The organism is Actinomadura meyerae, assembly GCF_900188445.1.
GTDB lineage: Bacteria > Actinomycetota > Actinomycetes > Streptosporangiales > Streptosporangiaceae > Spirillospora > Spirillospora meyerae.
Genome location: NZ_FZOR01000012.1, coordinates 130,536 through 148,765, shown reverse-complemented (window position 1 = coordinate 148,765; position 18,230 = coordinate 130,536). Strand labels below are relative to the sequence as shown.

The 18,230-nt window shown below is 74.6% G+C and carries 23 protein-coding genes; 15 read left to right on the top strand and 8 right to left on the bottom strand.

The features are described from left to right. Nucleotides 1–4: 4 nt before the first annotated feature. The 3 genes from CHF16_RS15075 to CHF16_RS15065 are packed head-to-tail and all read right to left on the bottom strand — an operon-like array spanning nt 5 to nt 3,793. Entirely contained in the window at nt 5–394 is a 390-nt protein-coding gene (locus CHF16_RS15075) for a VOC family protein (protein ID WP_089326645.1), read from the bottom strand. Further along, entirely contained in the window at nt 391–1,155 is a 765-nt protein-coding gene (locus CHF16_RS15070; protein WP_089326644.1) for an arsenate reductase/protein-tyrosine-phosphatase family protein, read from the bottom strand. Before CHF16_RS15070 ends, CHF16_RS15075 begins: the two co-directional genes overlap by 4 nt. 49 nt (nt 1,156–1,204) lie before the next feature. Then, nucleotides 1,205–3,793, bottom strand: coding sequence for an FtsX-like permease family protein (locus tag CHF16_RS15065; RefSeq protein WP_143227994.1), 2,589 nt, complete (start codon nt 3,791–3,793; stop codon nt 1,205–1,207). Nucleotides 3,794–3,917: 124 nt separating this feature from the next. Here CHF16_RS15065 and CHF16_RS15060 point away from each other — a divergent pair, with 124 nt between their 5' ends. After that, complete coding sequence (locus CHF16_RS15060; protein WP_143227993.1) at nt 3,918–4,844, top strand: hypothetical protein; 927 nt, start codon at nt 3,918–3,920, stop codon at nt 4,842–4,844. A 58-nt stretch (nt 4,845–4,902) separates the two neighbouring features. On the opposite strand, the gene CHF16_RS15055 is transcribed toward CHF16_RS15060, so the two are convergent. From CHF16_RS15055 to CHF16_RS15045, 3 genes are all read right to left on the bottom strand, one after another. Further along, complete coding sequence (locus CHF16_RS15055; protein ID WP_089326641.1) at nt 4,903–5,430, bottom strand: gluconokinase; 528 nt, start codon at nt 5,428–5,430, stop codon at nt 4,903–4,905. Nucleotides 5,431–5,432: 2 nt separating this feature from the next. Further along, on the bottom strand, nt 5,433–6,014 hold the full coding sequence (locus tag CHF16_RS15050) for an isochorismatase family protein (RefSeq protein ID WP_089326640.1): 582 nt from the start codon (nt 6,012–6,014) through the stop codon (nt 5,433–5,435). A 62-nt stretch (nt 6,015–6,076) separates the two neighbouring features. Further along, nucleotides 6,077–7,423, bottom strand: a complete 1,347-nt coding sequence (locus tag CHF16_RS15045; RefSeq protein WP_089326639.1) for a nicotinate phosphoribosyltransferase — start codon at nt 7,421–7,423, stop codon at nt 6,077–6,079. 120 nt (nt 7,424–7,543) lie between these two features. Between CHF16_RS15045 and clpS the strand changes: the two genes are divergently transcribed. The 14 genes from clpS to CHF16_RS39465 all read left to right on the top strand — a co-directional run bounded on the left by clpS (nt 7,544) and on the right by CHF16_RS39465 (nt 16,318). Next, on the top strand, nt 7,544–7,840 hold the full coding sequence (gene clpS, locus CHF16_RS15040; protein WP_089326695.1) for an ATP-dependent Clp protease adapter ClpS: 297 nt from the start codon (nt 7,544–7,546) through the stop codon (nt 7,838–7,840). A gap of 3 nt (nt 7,841–7,843) precedes the next feature. Then, a complete protein-coding gene (locus CHF16_RS15035; protein WP_089326638.1) occupies nt 7,844–8,383 on the top strand; it encodes a DUF2017 domain-containing protein in 540 nt (179 codons plus the stop codon). A gap of 103 nt (nt 8,384–8,486) precedes the next feature. After that, entirely contained in the window at nt 8,487–8,906 is a 420-nt protein-coding gene (locus CHF16_RS15030; protein ID WP_089326637.1) for a M67 family metallopeptidase, read from the top strand. Nucleotides 8,907–8,949: 43 nt separating this feature from the next. Continuing rightward, a complete protein-coding gene (locus CHF16_RS41840) occupies nt 8,950–9,072 on the top strand; it encodes a hypothetical protein (protein ID WP_281259353.1) in 123 nt (40 codons plus the stop codon). Nucleotides 9,073–9,166: 94 nt separating this feature from the next. Then, nucleotides 9,167–9,439 carry a MoaD/ThiS family protein gene (locus CHF16_RS15025; protein ID WP_089326636.1) on the top strand — a complete coding sequence of 91 codons (273 nt, stop codon included), beginning with the start codon at nt 9,167–9,169 and terminating at the stop codon, nt 9,437–9,439. Nucleotides 9,440–9,460: 21 nt separating this feature from the next. Beyond that, the gene (locus tag CHF16_RS15020; protein ID WP_089326635.1) at nt 9,461–10,408 is read left to right on the top strand and encodes a PLP-dependent cysteine synthase family protein; all 948 of its coding nucleotides are present in this window, start codon (nt 9,461–9,463) and stop codon (nt 10,406–10,408) included. Nucleotides 10,409–10,559: 151 nt separating this feature from the next. After that, entirely contained in the window at nt 10,560–11,351 is a 792-nt protein-coding gene (locus CHF16_RS15015; RefSeq protein ID WP_089326634.1) for a thioesterase family protein, read from the top strand. 203 nt (nt 11,352–11,554) lie between these two features. After that, nucleotides 11,555–12,478 (top strand): glutamate racemase, encoded by a 924-nt coding sequence (murI, locus tag CHF16_RS15010; RefSeq protein WP_089326633.1) that lies wholly within the window; start codon nt 11,555–11,557, stop codon nt 12,476–12,478. A gap of 30 nt (nt 12,479–12,508) precedes the next feature. Further along, nucleotides 12,509–13,258 carry an MBL fold metallo-hydrolase gene (locus CHF16_RS15005; RefSeq protein WP_089326632.1) on the top strand — a complete coding sequence of 250 codons (750 nt, stop codon included), beginning with the start codon at nt 12,509–12,511 and terminating at the stop codon, nt 13,256–13,258. A gap of 99 nt (nt 13,259–13,357) precedes the next feature. Continuing rightward, the gene (gene rph / locus CHF16_RS15000; protein WP_089326631.1) at nt 13,358–14,077 is read left to right on the top strand and encodes a ribonuclease PH; all 720 of its coding nucleotides are present in this window, start codon (nt 13,358–13,360) and stop codon (nt 14,075–14,077) included. Continuing rightward, entirely contained in the window at nt 14,074–14,694 is a 621-nt protein-coding gene (rdgB, locus tag CHF16_RS14995; protein ID WP_089326630.1) for an RdgB/HAM1 family non-canonical purine NTP pyrophosphatase, read from the top strand. Before rph ends, rdgB begins: the two co-directional genes overlap by 4 nt. Before the next feature lie 124 nt (nt 14,695–14,818). Next, nucleotides 14,819–15,304: a hypothetical protein gene (locus tag CHF16_RS14990; protein ID WP_089326629.1), complete on the top strand. Its 486-nt coding sequence runs from the start codon at nt 14,819–14,821 to the stop codon at nt 15,302–15,304. 16 nt (nt 15,305–15,320) lie between these two features. Next, nucleotides 15,321–15,833: a SigE family RNA polymerase sigma factor gene (locus CHF16_RS14985; RefSeq protein WP_245868525.1), complete on the top strand. Its 513-nt coding sequence runs from the start codon at nt 15,321–15,323 to the stop codon at nt 15,831–15,833. Next, on the top strand, nt 15,830–16,318 hold the full coding sequence (locus tag CHF16_RS39465) for a hypothetical protein (protein ID WP_143227992.1): 489 nt from the start codon (nt 15,830–15,832) through the stop codon (nt 16,316–16,318). Before CHF16_RS14985 ends, CHF16_RS39465 begins: the two co-directional genes overlap by 4 nt. Here the strand turns inward: CHF16_RS39465 and CHF16_RS14975 are convergent. Beyond that, on the bottom strand, nt 16,315–17,250 hold the full coding sequence (locus CHF16_RS14975; RefSeq protein ID WP_089326627.1) for a sensor histidine kinase: 936 nt from the start codon (nt 17,248–17,250) through the stop codon (nt 16,315–16,317). The genes CHF16_RS39465 and CHF16_RS14975 overlap by 4 nt on opposite strands. Further along, entirely contained in the window at nt 17,250–18,167 is a 918-nt protein-coding gene (locus tag CHF16_RS14970; RefSeq protein ID WP_089326626.1) for an MEDS domain-containing protein, read from the bottom strand. The genes CHF16_RS14975 and CHF16_RS14970 overlap by 1 nt, the downstream gene beginning before the upstream one ends. Nucleotides 18,168–18,230: the final 63 nt, after the last annotated feature.

Sequence of the window (18,230 nt, the reverse complement as noted above, 5' to 3'; positions counted from 1 at the left end):
GCGGTCAGCCGCCCGCCCGCGCGGGCTGGAACAGTTCGATGAGGTTGCCGGCGGGGTCGGTGAGCAGGATCTGCCGCCCGCCGGGGCCGCTGACCACGTCGCCGCGGAACGCCAGGCCGGCCTCGCGCAGCCGCGCGATCTCGGCGTCCAGGTCGGCGACGGTGAGGTGGATGCGGTTGCGGCCCGGGGCGGCGGCGTCGGCGGGGGTGGCGCGGGCGCCGGAGCTGGCCGGGCCGGACAGCAGCAGCCGCAGCGGCCCGCGCCGGACGTCGGCGAAGGCGGGGACGGCGCTGCCCTCAAGGGTGAACCCGAGGTGGCCGGTGTAGAAGTCGATGGCCGCCTGGACGTCGTCGACGAGGTAGCGGACGCTGGCGTGCTGTTGGGGCGTGCTCATGGGTGGGCCTCCGTGGTCTGGGCGAGGACGGGCAGGAGGTGGCGGACGCGGGTGTCGATGTCGGCGGCCGCGCGCTCGAACGGGTCGGACCCGTCGCGGTCCGCCGCGGCCGGGTCGGGGACGCTCCAGTGGATCCGCCGGGACGGGTCGCCGAACTCGGGGCAGACCTCGCGGGCCCGGTCGCAGAGCGTGATCGTGTAGTCGAACCGGCGGCCGTGCAGGGTCCGCAGGTCGCGGGGCCGCCGGCCGGCGATGTCGATGCCGTACCGGTCGCGCAGGACGTCCACCGCGCGCGGGTCGAGGTCCGGCTTCGGGCGGCTGCCGGCGCTGGTCGCGTTCACGCGCCCGCCGGTGCGGTGGCGCAGGAGCGCCTCGGCGATCGGTGAGCGGGCGCTGTTGCCGGTGCACACGAACAGGACGTCCAGCCGGGGCCAGTCCCACTCGGCGTCGGGCGAGAGGAGGGCGGCGTGCAGCGCCGGGTGCAGGGCGGTGCCGGTGCCGGCGAGGGCGCCGGCGCAGCGGTCGAGGTCGAGCCGGTAGTAGCTGTCGCGGCCGTCGAAGCTGCTGCGCGCGGCGGTGACCAGCCCGCCCTCGCGCAGCAGCCGCAGATGGTAGGAGACCAGGTTCTGCGGTTCCCGCACCCGTGCCGTGAGCTCGCGGACGCGCAGGTCGCCGCCCGCGAGCTCGGTCAGCAGCCGCCAGCGCAGCGGGTGCGCGGCGAGGCGCAGGAACGCCGGGACGGCTCCGCTCGACATGGCCATGCTCGGACGATACATCAAATCAGTTTGATGGAATAGGGCGCCATCGCCCTCATTCGGCCTTGGCGGCCTCCAGGACGGGGACGCCGGCGGCCCGGCGCGCGGGCAGTGCCGTCGTCGCGAGCGTCGCCACCGCCGCGCCCGCCGCGACGACCGGGAACAGCCACCACGGCGCCACCGGGCGCAGGAAGGTGCTGCCGGTGGCCAGGTGCAGCAGCGCGAGCAGGCCCACGGCGATCGTGAGGCCGAGGAGCGTGCCGAGGGCGACCACGGTCGCCGCCTCCCAGCGGACGATCGCGCGGATCTGCCGCATCGTGGCGCCCACCGCGCCGAGCAGCCCGAACTCGCGGGTGCGTTCCGCGACGCTCATCGACACCGTGGTCGCCATCCCGAACAGCGCCAGCAGCAGGGCCATGCCGATGAAGGTGTGGGTCGCCCGCAGCGGCCGGGTGAGGGTGGACGACGCGGCGTCCACGTAGGCGTCGCGGTCGAGGACCCGGACGCCGGGCACTCCCGCCACGGCTTGCGCGAGGGCCTCCGGCGAGCCGCCCCGCACCAGGACCGCCTGGGTCGCCGCGTTGGGGTCGAGCCGGTCCATCGTCGCCGGGGCCACGAGCGCCTCCTCGGCGAACAGGTGGGAGGGATCGTGGTAGACGTCCACCACCGTCAGCGCGACCCGCCCCCGGGGGGCCCGCACGGTGATCTGCTGGCCGCGCCGCAGCTCCCGCTCCGCCATGACGGACGACGACAGCGCGATCTCTCCGGGTTTCAGCGCGGGCGGGTTCCCGCCCAGCCGCAGCAGGTCGTTCAGCCCGGTCTGCCCGGCGCCGCTGATTCGGAAGCGGAACGGCTCGGGGTCGTCGTCGGGGGACGGCGGCGACACGAGCGCGACCTCGGTCTGGGTGAGGGCGGTCGTGCGGGTGACTCCGGGAGCGTCCGCGGCCAGCGCCGCGACGTCGCGGGCCAGCGGCGCGGGTGCGCCCTCGGCGGTCCTGGCGGTGGCGGTGACGGCGTGCTCGGCCACCATGACCTGCCGTCCCGCCTCCGCGAACCGGTCGTTCACCGACTGCGTGATCAGGACGACCCCGGCGACCAGCGCGACGCCCAGCATCAGCGACGACGCGGCGGAGGCGACCCGGCGGGGGCTGCGGGTGATGGTGGCGTGCGCGAGCCGTCCGGTCTCGCCGCCGACGAGCGTTCCGACGCGTCCGACCAGCCCGCCGAGGGGCGCGACGAAGAACGGGGTGAGGATGGTCAGGGCGGTCATCGCCAGCATCGAGCCGAACAGGATCATCAGCCCGACCCCGAACGTGCGGTCCTGGCCCGGGGGATCGCCGAGGCGGACCGCCGCCGCCACCGCCCACCAGAACCCCGCGCCGAGGAAGAGCGCGGAGGCGCCGAGCAGCCTCGGCCACCGCTGCTCCGGGGTCTCGGCGACGGTGCTGCGCAGCGCCTGCACGGGGGAGACGCCGGCGGCGCGGCGCGCGGCCCGCCAGGCGGCCAGCTGGGTGACCAGGAGCCCGGCGGCGGCCGGGAGGCCCAGCGCGATCCAGTCGAACCGGGGCCCGGCGGAGGAGACGTCGAAGCCGTCCCGGGCGAACAGCCGGATGATCAGCGCGGACAGCGGGAAGCCGGCGGCCACGCCGCCCACCGCGGCGATCGCGCCGAGCACCAGCGCCTCCAGCCGGATCAGCAGGCCGAGCTGCCGCGGCGTGGCGCCGATCGCGCCGAGCAGCGCCAGCCTCCGGGTCCGCTGCCGCACCAGCGTGCCGAACGTGTTGGCCACGGTGAACAGCCCGACGAAGACCGCCACGAGGGAGAGGCCGCCGATGACGCCGGCGACCGAGGCGCCCTCACCGGACGCGGCGGCGGCCTGCGCGTCCCGGACGGACGCGGCGGTGCGCACGGTGACGCCGCCGCCGAGGTCCCGGGCCAGCTCGCCGCGCAGCCGCTCGGCGGGCACGCCCGGCGCGGCCTTCAGCCAGACGCTCTGCCACGTGCCCGCGGGCAGGAGGGCGGCGCGCCGCACGGTCTCGGGCGGGGCCAGCACGAGGTCCCCGGCCGCCACCGCGTCCCGGTCCTGCACGGTGACGACCCCGGTGACCGTCACCCGGCTCGTCCGGTGCGGCAGCGTCAGGGTCAGGCTGTCGCCGACGCCGACCTTCCCGGCGCGGGCCATGGAGCGGACGACCGCCACCTCGCCGTCGGCGGCGGGAGCGCGCCCGTCCTCCAGCCGGTAGGGGGCCAGGCGCGCGTCGGCCACCCAGGGGCGCAGCAGCGTGCGGCCCTCGGCCGCCGCCGTGATCGCCCGCCCGCCCGGACCGATGGCCGTGACCGGCACGGCGGCGTCCCCGGCGGCGGCCGCGACGCCGGGACGGGACGCGAGCCGGTCCAGCCGGACGCGGCCGTCCGGGAGCGCGGTCGGGTCGTCCGGATCCATCGTCCCGCCCTGCACCAGCACGTCGGCGCGGAAGTACTCGCTCGCGTCGCTGCCCGACACCGCGTCCTGCGCGCGCAGCGCGAACTGCAGCGAGCCCGCGATGAGCGCGATCGATCCCAGTGCCGCCAGCAGGGTCGCGGCGAGCCGCAACCGCCCCTCGGCGGCCGAACGGCGCGCGATGAGCCACAAGGCGCTCCCCACGGCGTCCCCCAATCTTTTCTGCCCACTCAAGATAGTCTCAGGTGAGACTATAACGTGCCGGGCGGCGGGCTTGTGCCTAGACTGCCCGGGACGGCGCAAATGCTCGTGCGGGCGGGAGCCTTCGATGGACCGACCGGGTGTGATCGACCGCGGCGCGCTCGCCGCCAGGCTCTCCGACGACGTCGACCGGGCGGCCCCGCTGCTCGCCAGGCTGCTGCTGGTCCGCGCGGTCTGGAACATCCACCACCATTACGGCGACCACGCCCTCTGGGTGGCGCAGGACATGGCCGTCGACTGCGGGGAGGATCTAGAGGAGGCCGGGGTGGCCGCGCGGGAACTGGCGCGCGTCCTCGCCCCCTACCACGGCATCGACCGCGACCTCACCGCCGCCGTCGAAGGGGCCAGGCAGCTGAGCAGGGCCATCAGGCGCGAGAACGACGCGTACGCGCGGTACTCGCTCGCCACCGACCCGGATATCCCCATCGACCAGGAGCGAGCCGGGCGGCTCTACGGCGAGTGGGACGAGCAGCGGGGCGGCGTCCGCGACGCGTCCCGCGGCCTGCCCGTCGACCTGGGCAGCGGCGAGACGGGCTCGCTGCTGCTGGACGGCGCCCTCGGCCGCGTCTTCAAACGGGGGCTGTACTACCACGCCCGCCACTACCTGCTCAGCGCGCATCCCGAGCGCGCATGGCGCGGCCGGGTCGCGGACGTCCTGCACCGGGCGGCACGCGTCCGGCTCGACCGCGGCAATGCGGCCGCCACCGGCGACCTGACCCGCAACATCCGCGAAGGGCGCCGGGAACTGGACGCCGCATCCCCGAGCGCGTGGGCGCGGCAGGCCGCGACCCGCCTGGAGGAGACGGCGGTGCCCGTCCTCACCGAGGAGGCCCCCGCCACGGCGAACGGGATCGCCGCGATCCGCCTGGCCGCGCTGTGCCTGGCCTACGAGGCGGACGCCGCCCGCGTCCCGGCGGCCGGCGACCCGTTCCGCGGCATCGTCGCCGGCATCACGCTGCTGGAGCGGGACGGAGCGTTCGAGGGACGGCGATGACCGCGAGCGCCCGCCGACGCCGCGTGCGCGGCTGAGGCGGTGGCCGTCCTTCGCGGGGTCAGCTCGGGACGGCGTCCGGGCTCAGGGCCTCCATGATGTGGTCGACCGTCTCTTCGGGAGAACCGGCGATCGGGGCCGTGAGGACGTCCTCGCCGGGGCCGGGAAGCTCCAGGTCGGCGAACTGGCTGTCGAGGAGGTCCGCCTTGAAGAAGTGGCCCTTGCGCGCCTTCATGCGGGCGGCGATGAGGTCGCGGTCGCCGTCCAGCAGGACCATCGCGACCGCGGAGTTCCCGCCGGTGAGGATGTCGCGGTACGTGCGCTTGAGGGCCGAGCAGGTGACGACGCCGGGGCGGCCGGTGTCGAGCCGGTCGGAGATCCAGGCGGCGATGGTGCGCAGCCAGGGCGCGCGGTCGGCGTCCGTCAGCGGATGGCCCGCGCGCATCTTGGCGATGTTCGCCTCGGAGTGGAACGCGTCGGCCTCGGCGTACTCCCAGCCGAGCCGCTCCGCGAGGAGCGTGCCGATGGTGGTCTTGCCGCTGCCGGAGACGCCGGCGATCACGATCACGGTGGGGGGTGAGGTGCTCATGGTCAGCCGGCCACCACCGGGTCTCCGGCCAGGGCGACGCCCTCGTCGCGCAGCTCGTCGAGGGCGCGGTCGACGGTGGTCTTCGCGACCCCGGCGGTGAGGCCGAGCAGGACGGTGGTGCGCAGGCCCGCGCGGGCCGCGTCGACGGCGGTGGCGCGGACGCAGTGGTCGGTCGCGATGCCGACGATGTCCACGGCGTCGACGCCGCGGGCGGCGAGCCAGTCGGCGAGCGGCGTCTCGTCGTCCGAGACGCCCTCGAAGCCGCTGTAGGCGGCGCTCTCGCGGCCCTTGCTGAACACGGCCTCGATCGGGGCGAGGGCCAGGTTCGGGTGGAAGTCGGCGCCGGGGGTGCCGATCACGCAGTGCGGCGGCCAGGTGTCGACGAAGTCGGGTTCGGCGGAGAAGTGTTCGCCGGGGTCGAGGTGGAAGTCCCGCGTCGCGACGATGTGCGCGTACTCGGACCTGTGCTCGGCCACGTACGCGGAGATGGCGGAGGCGACGTCCGCGCCGCCGGCGACGGCCAGCGATCCGCCCTCGCAGAAGTCGTTCTGCACGTCAACGATGATCAGAGCCTTCTTGCCCACGACCGCTCCCTGGTACCGGTTGCCCCTGATCGACCGTACCCCAGGCGGGCGCCGGCGCACCGTCACGGACCGCCGTGGACGAATTCGGTCGGGACGGCGGGCTCGCCGCGGGAGAGCTGGAGCGCGGTCGGCGGCAGTTCCCCGACGGCGCGCTCGTGGCGCGCGCGGGCCGCCTCCAGCGGTTCGCGCCCGACGATCTCCCCGTCCCGGACGAGCGGGACGTGCAGCACCCGGTCGCGCGCCCCGGGGGCGGGCTCGCCGACGGAGACCGCCTCGGCGACGGCGACGCCGTGCCCGTCGATCCGGCGGACGGCCGACTTGCGGCCGCCCCGGCTCGGCTTGCCCGGCGAGCGCTTGGCGACCGGGCGCACGGGCGCGTCGCCGCCGGGGACGTCGGCGCGGGCGACGAGCTTGTAGACCAGCGACGCGGTCGGCGCGCCGGACCCGGTGACGAGGGACGTCCCGACCCCGTAGCCGTCCACGGGGGCGGCGGCGAGGGCGGCGATGCCGTACTCGTCCAGGTCGCCGGTCACCACGATGCGGGTGCCGTGCGCGCCGAGCGCGTCGAGCTGGTCGCGGACGCGCCGCGCCACGACGGCGAGGTCGCCGCTGTCGATGCGGACGGCGCCGAGCGGCGGCCCGGCCAGCTCCACCGCCGTCCGGACGGCCCGCTCCACGTCGTAGGTGTCGACGAGCAGCGTGGTGCCGTCGCCGAGGGAGTCGAGCTGCGCCTCGAACGCGTGCCGCTCGCTGTCGTGCAGGAGGGTGAACGAGTGCGCGCTCGTGCCGGCCGTGGGGACGCCGTAGCGCCGTCCCGCCTCCAGGTTGGACGTCGTGGTGAACCCGGCGATGTAGGCGGCGCGGGCGGCGGCCACGGCGGCGCGCTCGTGGGTGCGCCGCGACCCCATCTCGATGATGGGGCGGCCCTGCGCGGCCTGCACCATCCGGGACGCGGCGGACGCGATCGCCGAGTCGTGGTTCAGGATCGACAGCGCGATCGTCTCGAGCAGCACCGCCTCCCCGAACGTCCCCTCGACCACCAGGATCGGCGAGTCCGGGAAGTAGCAGTCGCCCTCGGCATAACCCCAGACGTTCCCGCTGAACCGGAACTTCTCCAGCCATCGCGCGGTCGGCTCGTCCACGATCCCGTTGGACGTGAGGAAGTCCAGCTCGGCGGTCTCGAACCGGAACTCCTCGATCGCGTCCAGCAGCCGCCCGGTCCCGGCGACGACGCCGTAGCGGCGGCCGGCGGGCAGGCTCCGGGCGAACACCTCGAAGACCGCGCGGCGGTCCGCCGTGCCGCTGCGGAGCGCCGCCTGGAGCATGGTCAGTTCGTACTGGTCGGTCAGCAGTGCGGTGCCGTCACCAAGGTCCACAGGTGGAACCCTAAGCCCCGCTGCGGGCACCATGGATGTGCGGGCTCGCGCACCCGGCGGGGGGACCGGCGCATAGCATCGGGGTGCTGCGGGCGGACGGACAGCGCGCGAGGAGTCACGGAGAGAGAGGGGGTGACCGGGCGGATGAGCGCCATGAGCACGGCGCCCGCACCGGTCGAGCTGGAGCGGCCGGACGCCGAGGAGGACGTGAGCGCCGACCGGCCCTGGCTGGCGATCGTCTGGAACGACCCGATCAATCTGATGTCGTACGTCACCTACGTGTTCCAGACCGTGTTCGGCTACCCGAAGACCAAGGCCGAGAAGCTGATGCTCGACGTGCACCACAAGGGCCGCGCGGTCGTGGCGAACGGCACGCGCGAGGAGATGGAACGGGACGTGGAGATCCTGCATTCCTACGGGCTGTGGGCGACCGTGAAGCGGGACGACTAGCGGATGACCGATGTGGGCAGGTCCGGGGACGCCGTCGAGATCCGGCTGGAGGCCGAGGAGACGGCGCTGCTGCGGGCCCTGATGGAGCAGCTGCTGGCGCTGATCGGCGAGGCCCCCAGCGGGGACGACGAGCTGGCCGCGATGGGCATCGCCGAGAACGCCACGAAGCCGGACGACCCCGTCCTGGCGCGGCTGTTCCCGGACGCCTACCGCGACGACGGCGAGGCCGCGGGGGAGTTCCGCCGCTACACCGAGATGGGGCTGCGGGACGGCAAGCGCGAGGCGGCCGGGGCGGTGCTGTCGGCGCTCGGCGAGCGCGACACGGACGCCGTCCTCAACGAGGAGCAGGCGCAGTGCTGGCTGCGGGCGCTGAACGACGTCCGGCTCGCGCTCGGCACGCGGCTCGACGTCACCGAGGAGTGGTACGAGGAGGCGAACCAGATGGACCCGCGCGACCCGCGCGCCTCCCTGTTCGCCGTCTACGACTGGCTGACGATGCTCCAGGAGAGCCTCGTCCGCGTGCTGTGGGAACCGCTGCCCTAGGAGCCCTGGGGAACCGCTGCCCTACGAGCCCTGGGGGACCGCTCCAGGGGCCCTGGGGAGCCGTTGCAGTGCGCCCGCGGGCCGTTCCTTTAAGCTCGGGGCCATGCTGACGATCGAGCGCGCCCTGGTGGAGAAGATCATCGCGCACGCGCGCGCCGACCACCCGGACGAGGCGTGCGGAGTCATCGCGGGCCCGGTCGGGTCGGACCGGCCGGTCCGGTACATCGCGATGGAGAACGCCGAGCGTTCGCCGACCTTCTACCGGTTCGACTCCAAGGAGCAGCTGAAGGTCTGGCGGGAGATGGACGACCGGGACGAGGAGCCGGTGGTGATCTACCACTCGCACACGGCCACGGAGGCGTACCCGTCCCGCACGGACATCTCCTACGCGTCCGAGCCGAACGCCCACTACGTGCTCGTGTCGACCCGCTCGGACGACGACACCGAGTTCCGGTCGTTCCGGATCGTGGACGGGGAAGTGACCGAAGAAGAGGTCGCCATCGTCGACTCGTACGCGGGCTGAGCGGGAGCGGATCGGGATGGCCGCGGCCGGTAAACTGGTCGACATGTGGACGAGCGGGCACGAGACGGACGGCTGCCCGCGGCGCCGTGCCGGTTCCGCCGTGCCCCCCGTGCAGAGCTTCCTGTTCGGGCACTCGCGCGCCGAGGTCGTCTACGACTGTCGCTGATGCGCTGATCACGCCTGGAATCAACCCGCTTCCCGCCCGGTTGAGACGCGAGAGGGCGGGGAGTCCCCGTACGACGTAGAAGGAGATCACCGCGATGGCGATCGAGGTCCGGATCCCGACGATCCTGCGCAACCTGACCGACGGCGCGAAGGCCGTGGAGGGCAAGGGCGCCACGCTGGACGAGCTGTTCAGCGACCTGGACAGCCGGCACGCCGGCCTGCGCGACCGGCTGGTGGACGACAAGGGCCTGCGCAAGTTCGTCAACGTCTACCTGAACGACGAGGACGTGCGCTTCCTCGGCGGGCTGGAGACGCAGGTCGCCGACGGCGACAACGTCACCATCCTCCCCGCCGTGGCCGGCGGCTGAGCCGGGCTGGACGGGCGGCACATGCGCTTCGACTCGCTACTGGACTCCCTCGGCCGCACGCCGCTGGTCGGCCTGCCGCGGCTGTCGCCGAGCGAGGACGTCCGGATCTGGGCCAAGCTGGAGGACCGCAACCCCACCGGCTCGGTGAAGGACCGCCCCGCCTTCTACATGATCGAGAAGGCGGAGAAGGACGGGCTGCTGACCCCCGGCTGCACGATCCTGGAGCCGACGTCCGGCAACACCGGCATCTCCCTCGCCATGGTCGCGAAGCTGCGCGGCTACCGGATGGTGTGCGTGATGCCGGAGAACACCTCGGCCGAGCGGCGCCAGCTCCTGGAGATGTGGGGCGCGGAGATCATCTCGTCCCCGGCGGCGGGCGGCTCGAACGAGGCGGTCCGGGTCGCGAAGGGGCTGGCGGCCGAGAACCCCGACTGGGTGATGCTCTACCAGTACGGCAACGAGGCCAACGCGCTCGCGCACTACGAGACGACCGGCCCGGAGATCCTCGAGGACCTGCCGACGGTCACGCACTTCGTCGCCGGGCTCGGCACGACGGGCACGCTGATGGGCGTCGGCCGGTTCCTGCGCGAGCGGGTGCCGGACGTGAAGATCGTCGCGGCGGAGCCCCGGTACGGCGACCTCGTGTACGGGCTGCGCAACATCGACGAGGGCTTCATCCCCGAGCTGTACGACGACTCGGTGCTGACCACCCGGTTCTCCGTCACCTCCGGGGACGCGCTGCGCCGCACCCGCGAGCTGCTGGAGCAGGAGGGCATCTTCGCGGGCATCTCGACCGGCGGCGCGCTGCACGCGGCGATCGGCATGGCGAAGAAGGCGGTGAAGGCCGGTGAGCGGGCCGACATCGCGTTCGTCGTCGCGGACGGGGGCTGGAAGTACCTGTCCACCGGCGCCTACGGCGGCACGCTGGAGGAGGCCGAGGCCCGCCTCGAAGGCCAGCTCTGGGCCTGACCCGGTCCGGCCCCGGCCCGGCGCGAACGGATCCGGGGCTGACCTGGCCCGCGTGGCATCCCGCCCGGCACGGTAGAGTTCGATTTCGAACGTGATTCTAGAACCGGGCCCGGCGGGACGTCGCGGGTCCGGGCGACGCGGGAGTGTGCGGATGAGCGGGTTCGGCGAGGCGACGGCCGTCGCGCGGGTCGGCGACGGCCGGTACGAGGCCGTCCTGGACGGGGACTACGGGTTCGCCGAGGCGCTCAACGGCGGCTATCTGATGGCCGTGCTCGCCCGCGCCGCCGTGGACGCCTCCCCGCACGAGCACCCCGTCTCGACCGCGACCAACTTCCACCGGGTCGCCAAGCCGGGCCCGGCGCAGATCGTCGTCGACACCCGCAAGCAGGGCCGGACGGCCGCGTCGGCGTTCGTCACGCTCGTCCAGGACGACCGCCCGATCGCGGACGCGCTGATCACCACCGGCACCCTCGACGCCGCCGCCGAGCCCGTCTACGCCGGCGCGGCGCCCGCCCCCGTCCCGCCGCTGGAGGAGTGCACCGACTTCCGGCCGCCCACGGGCGACGGCTTCGCCGACGTGGTCGACATGCGCTTCGACCGCCGGACGATGGGCTGGCTCGACGGGCAGCCGAGCGGGAACCCCGAGATCCGCGCCTGGTTCCGGCTCCGCGACGGCTACCCGGCCGACGGGTTCGCCCTCGCCCTCGCCGTGGACGCGCTGCCGCCCGTCGCGCTGAACCTCGGTGCGCAGGGCTGGGCGCCGACCGTCGAGCTGACCTGGCACATGCGGGCCGTCCCCGAGCCCGGCTGGCTCGCCGTGCACGGCACCGGGCGGCTCCTCGCCGACGGCTGGTTCGACGAGGAGGTCGAGGTGTGGGACGGCGCCGGGCGGCTCGTCGCGCAGAGCCGGCAGATCGCCCGCGTCCCGCGCACCCGCTCCTGACGCACCCGCTCCTGACGCACCCGCTCCTGACGCACCCGCTCCTGACGCGGGCCGACACGCGCGGAAAGCCCCGGCGTTTCGTCCGCGCGGGCGTCCGGATCGCGCGTGCGACCCCTGACCTGGACGGTTTTCCGGCGCGTTACGGTGTGATGTCCGACGCATGACGCACCCGCGCGGGGCCGTGTCGCTTAGCCTTGTGCACCATGTCAGATCCATCCCGGGGGGACCGCCTCCCAGACGCTCCCATCGGGATCTTCGACAGCGGTTTCGGTGGGCTGACGGTGGCGCGGGCCATCCTCGACCAGCTGCCCAACGAGCCGATCGTGTACCTGGGCGACTCCGCCCGCCAGCCGTACGGGCCGCGGCCGATCGCCGAGGTCCGCGCCTTCGCCCTGGAGATGCTGGACCGGCTGGTCGACGAGGGCGTGAAGATGCTGGTGATCGCCTGCAACAGCGCCAGCTCGGCGATGCTCCGGGACGCCCGGGAGCGCTACGACGTGCCGGTGGTCGAGGTGATCAACCCCGCCACCCGGCGGGCCGCGCGCGCCACCTCCAACGGCCGGGTCGGGCTGATCGCCACGGAGGCGACCGTGACCAGCCGCGCCTACGAGGACGCGTTCGCCGCCGCCCCGCACATCGAGCTGGTCAGCGCCGCCTGCCCGCGCTTCGTCGAGTTCGTGGAGGCGGGCGTGACGATGGGCGGCGAGCTGCTGGAGGCCGCCCGCGGCTACCTGCGGCCGATCGTGGACGCGGGCTGCGACACCCTCATCCTCGGCTGCACCCACTACCCCCTTTTGACCGGCGTCATCTCGTATGTCGTCGGCGGCGGGGTCACACTGGTGTCAAGCGCCGACGAGACCGCCAAGGACGTGTACCGCGTGCTGCACGATCGGGGGCTGGCCCGCGCCGAGGCCGCGCCCCGTCCTCGGCACCGGTTCCGTGCCACGGGGGACCCCGCCGTCTTCGCCGAGCTCGGCCGCCGCTTCCTCGGCCCGGAGATCGGCTCGGTGGAGACCACGCCGGCCGGGACGGCACCGGACGGGACGGCGCCGGACGGGAGGGGACCGGGCGGGAGAGGGCCGGACGGGACGGCGGGCACGGCGTCGACCAAGGCTCTGGCCACCTGATTCCTCGGGGACCTAAGAGGAGGAGTGAGCGTGCGGGTCACTGTGATCGGCTGCTCCGGCAGTTTCCCTGGGCCGGACAGTCCCGCGTCCAGCTACCTGGTCGAGGCGGACGGGTTCTCCCTGCTCCTCGACATCGGCAACGGTGCGATCGGCAGCCTCCAGCGCTTCCACCACGTGCTGGACATCGACGCCATCTGCATCTCGCACCTGCACCCCGACCACTGCCTCGACCTCACGGTCTACTGGATCGCGCGGACGTACTGTCCCGGCGGCCCGGCGCCGCGCATCCCCGTCTACGGTCCCCGGGGCACCGCCGAGCACATGATCAAGGCGTACGAGCTCGATCCGAACCCCGAGATGACCGACACCTTCGACTTCCGCGACCTTGAGCCGGGCCCGGTGTCCATCGGCCCGTTCACGGTGACCACCGCGCTGGTGAACCACCCCGTCGAGGCGTACGCGCTGCGGGTCGAGCACGGCGGCGGCGTCCTCACCTACTCCGGCGACACCGGGCACAGCGACGCCCTGGTCCGGCTGGCGGAGGGCTCCGACCTGTTCCTGTGCGAGGCGGCGTTCGCCGACCGCCCGGAGCTGCCGCCGGACATGCACCTGACGGGCCGCTCGGCGGGCGAGCACGCCGAGCGCGCCGGGGTCGGGCGGCTCGTCCTCACCCACCTGCTGCCGTGGAACGACCCGTCCGAGACGCTCGCCGAGGCGAAGGCCAGCGGTTTCCAGGGCCCGATCGAGCTCGCCGAGGTCGGCGCCGTCTACGACCTGTGACCGGACGCCCGGCGCGGCGGGCGCGCTCGCCCCGGCCCCGCCCGGCCCGGCCGGTCGCGGGGTGCGGCCGCACGGTGCCGGGCCGCTAGGGTTGGGTCCATGGCCCGCCCCGATGATCGCGCTCCAGACCAGCTCCGCCCCGTCCGCATCCAGCGCGGATGGCTCGACCACGCCGAGGGATCGGTGCTCGTCGAGTTCGGCGCGACGCGGGTGCTGTGCGCCGCGTCCGTGCAGGAGTCGGTGCCCCGCTGGCGCCGCGACAGCGGCCTCGGCTGGGTCACCGCCGAGTACGCGATGCTGCCGCGCGCGACCAACACCCGCAACGACCGCGAGTCCGTCAAGGGCCGGATCGGCGGGCGCACCCATGAGATCTCCCGGCTGATCGGCCGCTCGGTCCGCGCCTGCCTGGACCTGAAGGCGCTCGGCGAGAACACCGTCCAGCTCGACTGCGACGTCCTGCAGGCCGACGGCGGCACCCGCACCGCCGCGATCACCGGTGCCTACGTGGCGCTCGCCGACGCGGTCGGCTGGATGCGCGAGCGGCGGCTGCTGAAGGGCGACCCGCTGATCACCTCGGTGGCGGCGGTGAGCGTCGGCGTCGTGGACGGCGAGGCCCGCCTCGACCTCTGCTACGAGGAGGACTCCGCCGCCGGCACCGACATGAACGTCGTCTGCACCGGCGACGGCCGGTTCGTCGAGGTGCAGGGGACCGCCGAGGGCGCCCCCTTCGACCGCGCCGAGCTGGACGCCCTGCTCGACCTCGCCGCCGCCGGCTGCGCCGACCTCACCCGGATCCAGAAGGAGGCGCTCGGCGGATGAGCCGGATCGTCCTCGCCACCCACAACCGGGGCAAGGTCGCCGAGCTGCGCCGCATCCTCGGCGATCTCGACGTCGTCGGCCTGGACGAGTTCCCGGGCGCGCCCGACGTCGCCGAGACCGAGCTGACGTTCGAGGGCAACGCGCTCCTGAAGGCCCGCGCGATCGCCGCGTTCACCGGCCTGCCCGCCGTCGCCGACGACTCCGGCCTGGCGGTGGACGCGCTGAACGGCATGCCGGGCGTGCTGTCGGCCCGCTGGTCGGGCCGGTTCGGCGCGGCCACGGGCGACCGCGACACCGCCAACCTCCAGCTCCTGCTCGACCAGCTCGCCGACGTCGCCGACGACCGGCGCGGCGGCGCCTTCGTGTGCGCGGCCGTCCTGGTCGTGCCGGGCGGCGGCGAGCACGCCGTCGAGGGCCTGATGCGCGGCACGGTGATCCGCGAGCCGCGCGGCACCGGCGGGTTCGGCTACGACCCGATCTTCGTCCCGGACGGGGAGACCCGCACCACCGCCGAGATGGCCCCGGCGGAGAAGGACGCGATCAGCCACCGCGGCCGGGCGTTCCGCGAGCTCGCCGCGCTGATCCCCGCCGCCCTGGCGGCGGCCGGCCCCGCCTGACGCCGGAGCCGTCCGGGGCGGGAGCCTTCCGGGTCCGGGCGAGAAAAACGCGGCGGCATGACAACCCGGCGGGGCCGGGCGGGGGTTGTTCGGGGGTGTACGGACATCTCCCCCGAGGAGCAACATGATCGACAAGGGTCGCATCCGCCGCGGGCCGCTGCTCGCGCTGGCCGGGCTCGGCGCGGCCGGGGTCGTCGGCGCGGGCGTCTGGCTCGGTACCGGGCCGGGCTCGTCTCCGGCCGCGGCGCCCGCCGCGCACGAGCAGACGATCCACGCCTCGCCGCCGTCGCCCGTCCCCGAGCCCAGCACGACCTGCCCGGCGGAACCGGCGCCGTCGACCCGCCCGGCGAGCCCCGTGCCCACCCCGACGGAACCTCCCAAGGCCGTGACGCCCGAGCCCGTCCCGCCGACGCCGGTGCCGTCGGTCTCGCCGCGGAAGGCGGCGCCCTCTCCCGTGCCGAGCGTGCCGGCGGGGAAGCCCGCGCCCTCGGCGAGCGCGGTCCCGTCGCGGCCGGGGACGCCCGTGCCGGCGCCGCCGGACTGCGCGGAGGCCGCACCGGGGGGAGCGCCGGCGCAGAGCGCGGTGCCCGTGCCCACGCACAGCGGGTAGGTGCGGTCTGTCCACGTTGAGCGCCCAGGAGGTGCGCGGGGCGGAGACCGCGTTCGACGAGTTCGTGGCCGCCACCGCGGGCCGGCTCCTGCGCACCGCCGTGTTCCTCGTCTACGACCGGCACCTCGCCGAGGACCTGCTCCAGACCGCCTACGAGCGGGTCGCGCGGCGGTGGGCGCGGCTCGCGGACGGGGACCCGGAGGCGTACGCGCGGCGGGTCCTGGTGAACCTCGCCATCGACGAGAAGAAGCGCTGGGCCCGCCGCCGCGACACCCCGGTGGGGTCCGTCGCGGACGTGGAGCGGCTCGCGGGCGCGCCCCCGGCGGCGGGGGCCGCCGGGGGCGACCTCGACGAGGTGCTCCGCGCGCTGCCCGCCAAGCAGCGCGCGGTGGTCGTGCTGCGGTACTGGTGCGATCTGAGCGAGCAGGAGATCGCCGCGACGCTCGGGATCTCCCGGGGGACGGTGAAGAGCCACACCGCGCGGGCCATGGCCGCGCTGCGGAAGCACATGAGGGAGGACCGGGCGTGAGCGACGACCTGGACGCCCTGCTGCGCGAGCACTACCGTGCCGCCGCCGACGGGATCCGCCCGGACCCGGCCGCCGTGCGCCGGTTCCAGGACGCGGGGCGGGCCGCCGCGCCCGCGCGCGCCGTGCGGCGATGGACGCTGCCGACGCTGGCGGCCGCGGTCACCGCCGCCGTGCTGGTGGCGGTCGCGGTGCTGGTCTGGCCGGGGGTGCGGGAGCCGGAGCCGCCCCGTCCGATGGCGCCGCCGGTGTCTCCCGTGTCGCCGGCGTCGCCGGAGCCGCGGACCGTCCCGCCGGAGCCGTGGACCGGGCCGCCGGTGCCGTCACCGAGCAGCCCGGTGCCCGGGATGGGTGCGGTACCGGAGCCTTCGCGGCCGGGGGGCGCGCCATCGGCGAGCCCGCCGAGCAGCGTGCAGACGCCGTCTCCGACCGGCCCGGCGCCCACGGCGAGCCCGACCCCCGGAGCCGGGTACCGCCCTGCGGGCTAGGGGCGCTTGCGGAGGCGCACGAATGTGCCGTCCCAGCCGGCGCGCAATTCCATCAGGTCGACCAGGAGGCGGACGGTCCACAGGCCGAACCCGCTCTGGAGGGCCGTCTCGGGCGGGACGAAGCCGGTCAGCGGGCCGGGGCCGGGGCGCCAGAACCCGTGGTCGCCGACCTCGCAGACCAGGTCGGGGCCGTCCCGCCACATCCACAGGCCGATCGGCGGCGTGCCGTGCTGGAGCGCGTTCGCCGCGACCTCGTTCACGGCCGTGACGAGGTTCTGCTCGGCCTGCTCGCGGAGGCCGTGCGCGCGCGCCCGGACGGAGACGAACGACCGGAGGCGGTGCAGGTCGGCGCCGTCGATCGGCAGGTACTCGGCCTCGCCCGGCCGGTCGGGGCGGGGGCTGCGGCGCGAGCGCAGGTCGCGGTCGCAGTCGGAGCCGAACGCCACCGGGTCGATGTACTCGTCGTTCGCGCCCTCGTGGCCGGGGGCCACCAGCAGCGGATGGGTGCGCCGCGCCTCCGCGAGGACGCGCGGCGGCAGCGACTCGGTGTCGTAGGGGCACAGCGCGCTGGCGTCGGCGTCCTTGAACACCACGTTGATGAGGGACTCGTAGCGGATCCACTCCAGGGTCTGCCGCTCGTCCCAGCCCTCCCAGATCGGTTCGGCGAGCGCGCACACGCCGCGTGGCGCGCTCTGCTTCACGATGGCCTGGTAGTCGCGCAGCGTGCGGACGGGGTGCTGGTAGAAATCGGCCGAGTCGACGTAGCCGACCCCGGCGTCGCCGAGCGTGTCGCGCAGTGCGGAGAGGTGGGGTTCGCGCACCACCGCCACGACGTTCTGACCGCGTTCGAGCCCGGCTCTCAGGTACGGCACCGAGACCGACAGGAAGTCGTCGGTGCCGCGGTACAGGAAGGCCCTGTGCTCCAGTGCCATCAGGCGTAGTCCTCCGTTTCGGGAGCTCCGCACCCCGCGCCGCGGGTGAGGCCCGGCAGCCGGTTCCAGCCGACCGCGTCGATCACGCCCTCCACGTTCGGCCGCAGGTGGTCGAGGACCATCGACCGGTCGGCGGGCAGCCGGGTGGCGTGCCGGGCCAGCAGGTTGAGCCCGCCGATGTCGATGAAGCCGAGCCGGGACAGGTCGAGGTGGACGGTGCCGCGCTGCGCGACCAGCTGGGCGAGGCTCTCGGCGACCACGGTGTGCCGGGCGGCGTCCAGTTCGCCCTCGATCCGCAGCCCGGCGGGCTCGAAGGTGCGCACGATCTTCAGGATCCCGTCGTCGAACTCGGGGTTCACTTCCACGAGGACCTCGTGTGTGTCGCGGAGGGCGATGAGCTGGTCGGGCGGGCAGGCGCGCCGGTCGAGCTGGCAGATGGCCATCGCCATCGTGCTCGGCGCGACGGCGTCGTCGACCTCGTGCTCGCAGCCCAGCATCGAGCCGAGGCCGGCGGGTTCCGGCTCGCGGAACAGCCAGCTGTAGTCGGTGGTGAGGCGCACCGCGCGGAACCCCTGGTCGAACGCGCCGCCGACCTCCCGTTCGATGGTGTCGAGCATCATCGCGGGGGCGAAGGCGCCGCCGCGGTCGAGGCACGCGTCCTGCCGCGAGAGGACGCGCAGCCGGCCCGAGCGCACGCATTCGTCCACGTCGATGCCGCCCGCCCCGCCGCCCAGGCCGGGCAGCCGCTCGGCGGGCAGGCCGGTGACGTACACGACCTTCTCGTCGGTCAGCAGGCCCTCGCGGAGGAAGGGCCCGATGACGCGGTCGCGCTCTTCGGGGCCGCTGTAGGCCAGCCAGCCGTGGTCTCCGGGCCGGACGGCGCTGACGGGGCGCTTGGCGAACCAGGGTGTCGTCATGGCCTGCCCATCGGGTTCGGGGCGGATCTGTTCAGGGTACGCCGCTCGCGGGGTTTTGGAAGC

Excerpts from the sequence above, each read along its gene's own strand:
- CHF16_RS15075 (WP_089326645.1), bottom strand. The coding sequence starts at position 394 with ATGAGCACGCCCCAACAGCACGCCAGCGTCCGCTACCTCGTCGACGAC.
- CHF16_RS15070 (WP_089326644.1), bottom strand. The coding sequence starts at position 1,155 with ATGGCCATGTCGAGCGGAGCCGTCCCGGCGTTCCTGCGCCTCGCCGCG.
- CHF16_RS15060 (WP_143227993.1), top strand. The coding sequence starts at position 3,918 with ATGGACCGACCGGGTGTGATCGACCGCGGCGCGCTCGCCGCCAGGCTC.
- CHF16_RS15055 (WP_089326641.1), bottom strand. The coding sequence starts at position 5,430 with ATGAGCACCTCACCCCCCACCGTGATCGTGATCGCCGGCGTCTCCGGC.
- CHF16_RS15045 (WP_089326639.1), bottom strand. The coding sequence starts at position 7,423 with ATGGTGCCCGCAGCGGGGCTTAGGGTTCCACCTGTGGACCTTGGTGAC.
- clpS (WP_089326695.1), top strand. The coding sequence starts at position 7,544 with ATGAGCACGGCGCCCGCACCGGTCGAGCTGGAGCGGCCGGACGCCGAG.
- CHF16_RS15035 (WP_089326638.1), top strand. The coding sequence starts at position 7,844 with ATGACCGATGTGGGCAGGTCCGGGGACGCCGTCGAGATCCGGCTGGAG.
- CHF16_RS15030 (WP_089326637.1), top strand. The coding sequence starts at position 8,487 with ATGCTGACGATCGAGCGCGCCCTGGTGGAGAAGATCATCGCGCACGCG.
- CHF16_RS41840 (WP_281259353.1), top strand. The coding sequence starts at position 8,950 with ATGTGGACGAGCGGGCACGAGACGGACGGCTGCCCGCGGCGCCGTGCC.
- CHF16_RS15025 (WP_089326636.1), top strand. The coding sequence starts at position 9,167 with ATGGCGATCGAGGTCCGGATCCCGACGATCCTGCGCAACCTGACCGAC.
- CHF16_RS15020 (WP_089326635.1), top strand. The coding sequence starts at position 9,461 with ATGCGCTTCGACTCGCTACTGGACTCCCTCGGCCGCACGCCGCTGGTC.
- CHF16_RS15015 (WP_089326634.1), top strand. The coding sequence starts at position 10,560 with ATGAGCGGGTTCGGCGAGGCGACGGCCGTCGCGCGGGTCGGCGACGGC.
- murI (WP_089326633.1), top strand. The coding sequence starts at position 11,555 with ATGTCAGATCCATCCCGGGGGGACCGCCTCCCAGACGCTCCCATCGGG.
- rph (WP_089326631.1), top strand. The coding sequence starts at position 13,358 with ATGGCCCGCCCCGATGATCGCGCTCCAGACCAGCTCCGCCCCGTCCGC.
- rdgB (WP_089326630.1), top strand. The coding sequence starts at position 14,074 with ATGAGCCGGATCGTCCTCGCCACCCACAACCGGGGCAAGGTCGCCGAG.
- CHF16_RS14990 (WP_089326629.1), top strand. The coding sequence starts at position 14,819 with ATGATCGACAAGGGTCGCATCCGCCGCGGGCCGCTGCTCGCGCTGGCC.
- CHF16_RS14975 (WP_089326627.1), bottom strand. The coding sequence starts at position 17,250 with ATGGCACTGGAGCACAGGGCCTTCCTGTACCGCGGCACCGACGACTTC.
- CHF16_RS14970 (WP_089326626.1), bottom strand. The coding sequence starts at position 18,167 with ATGACGACACCCTGGTTCGCCAAGCGCCCCGTCAGCGCCGTCCGGCCC.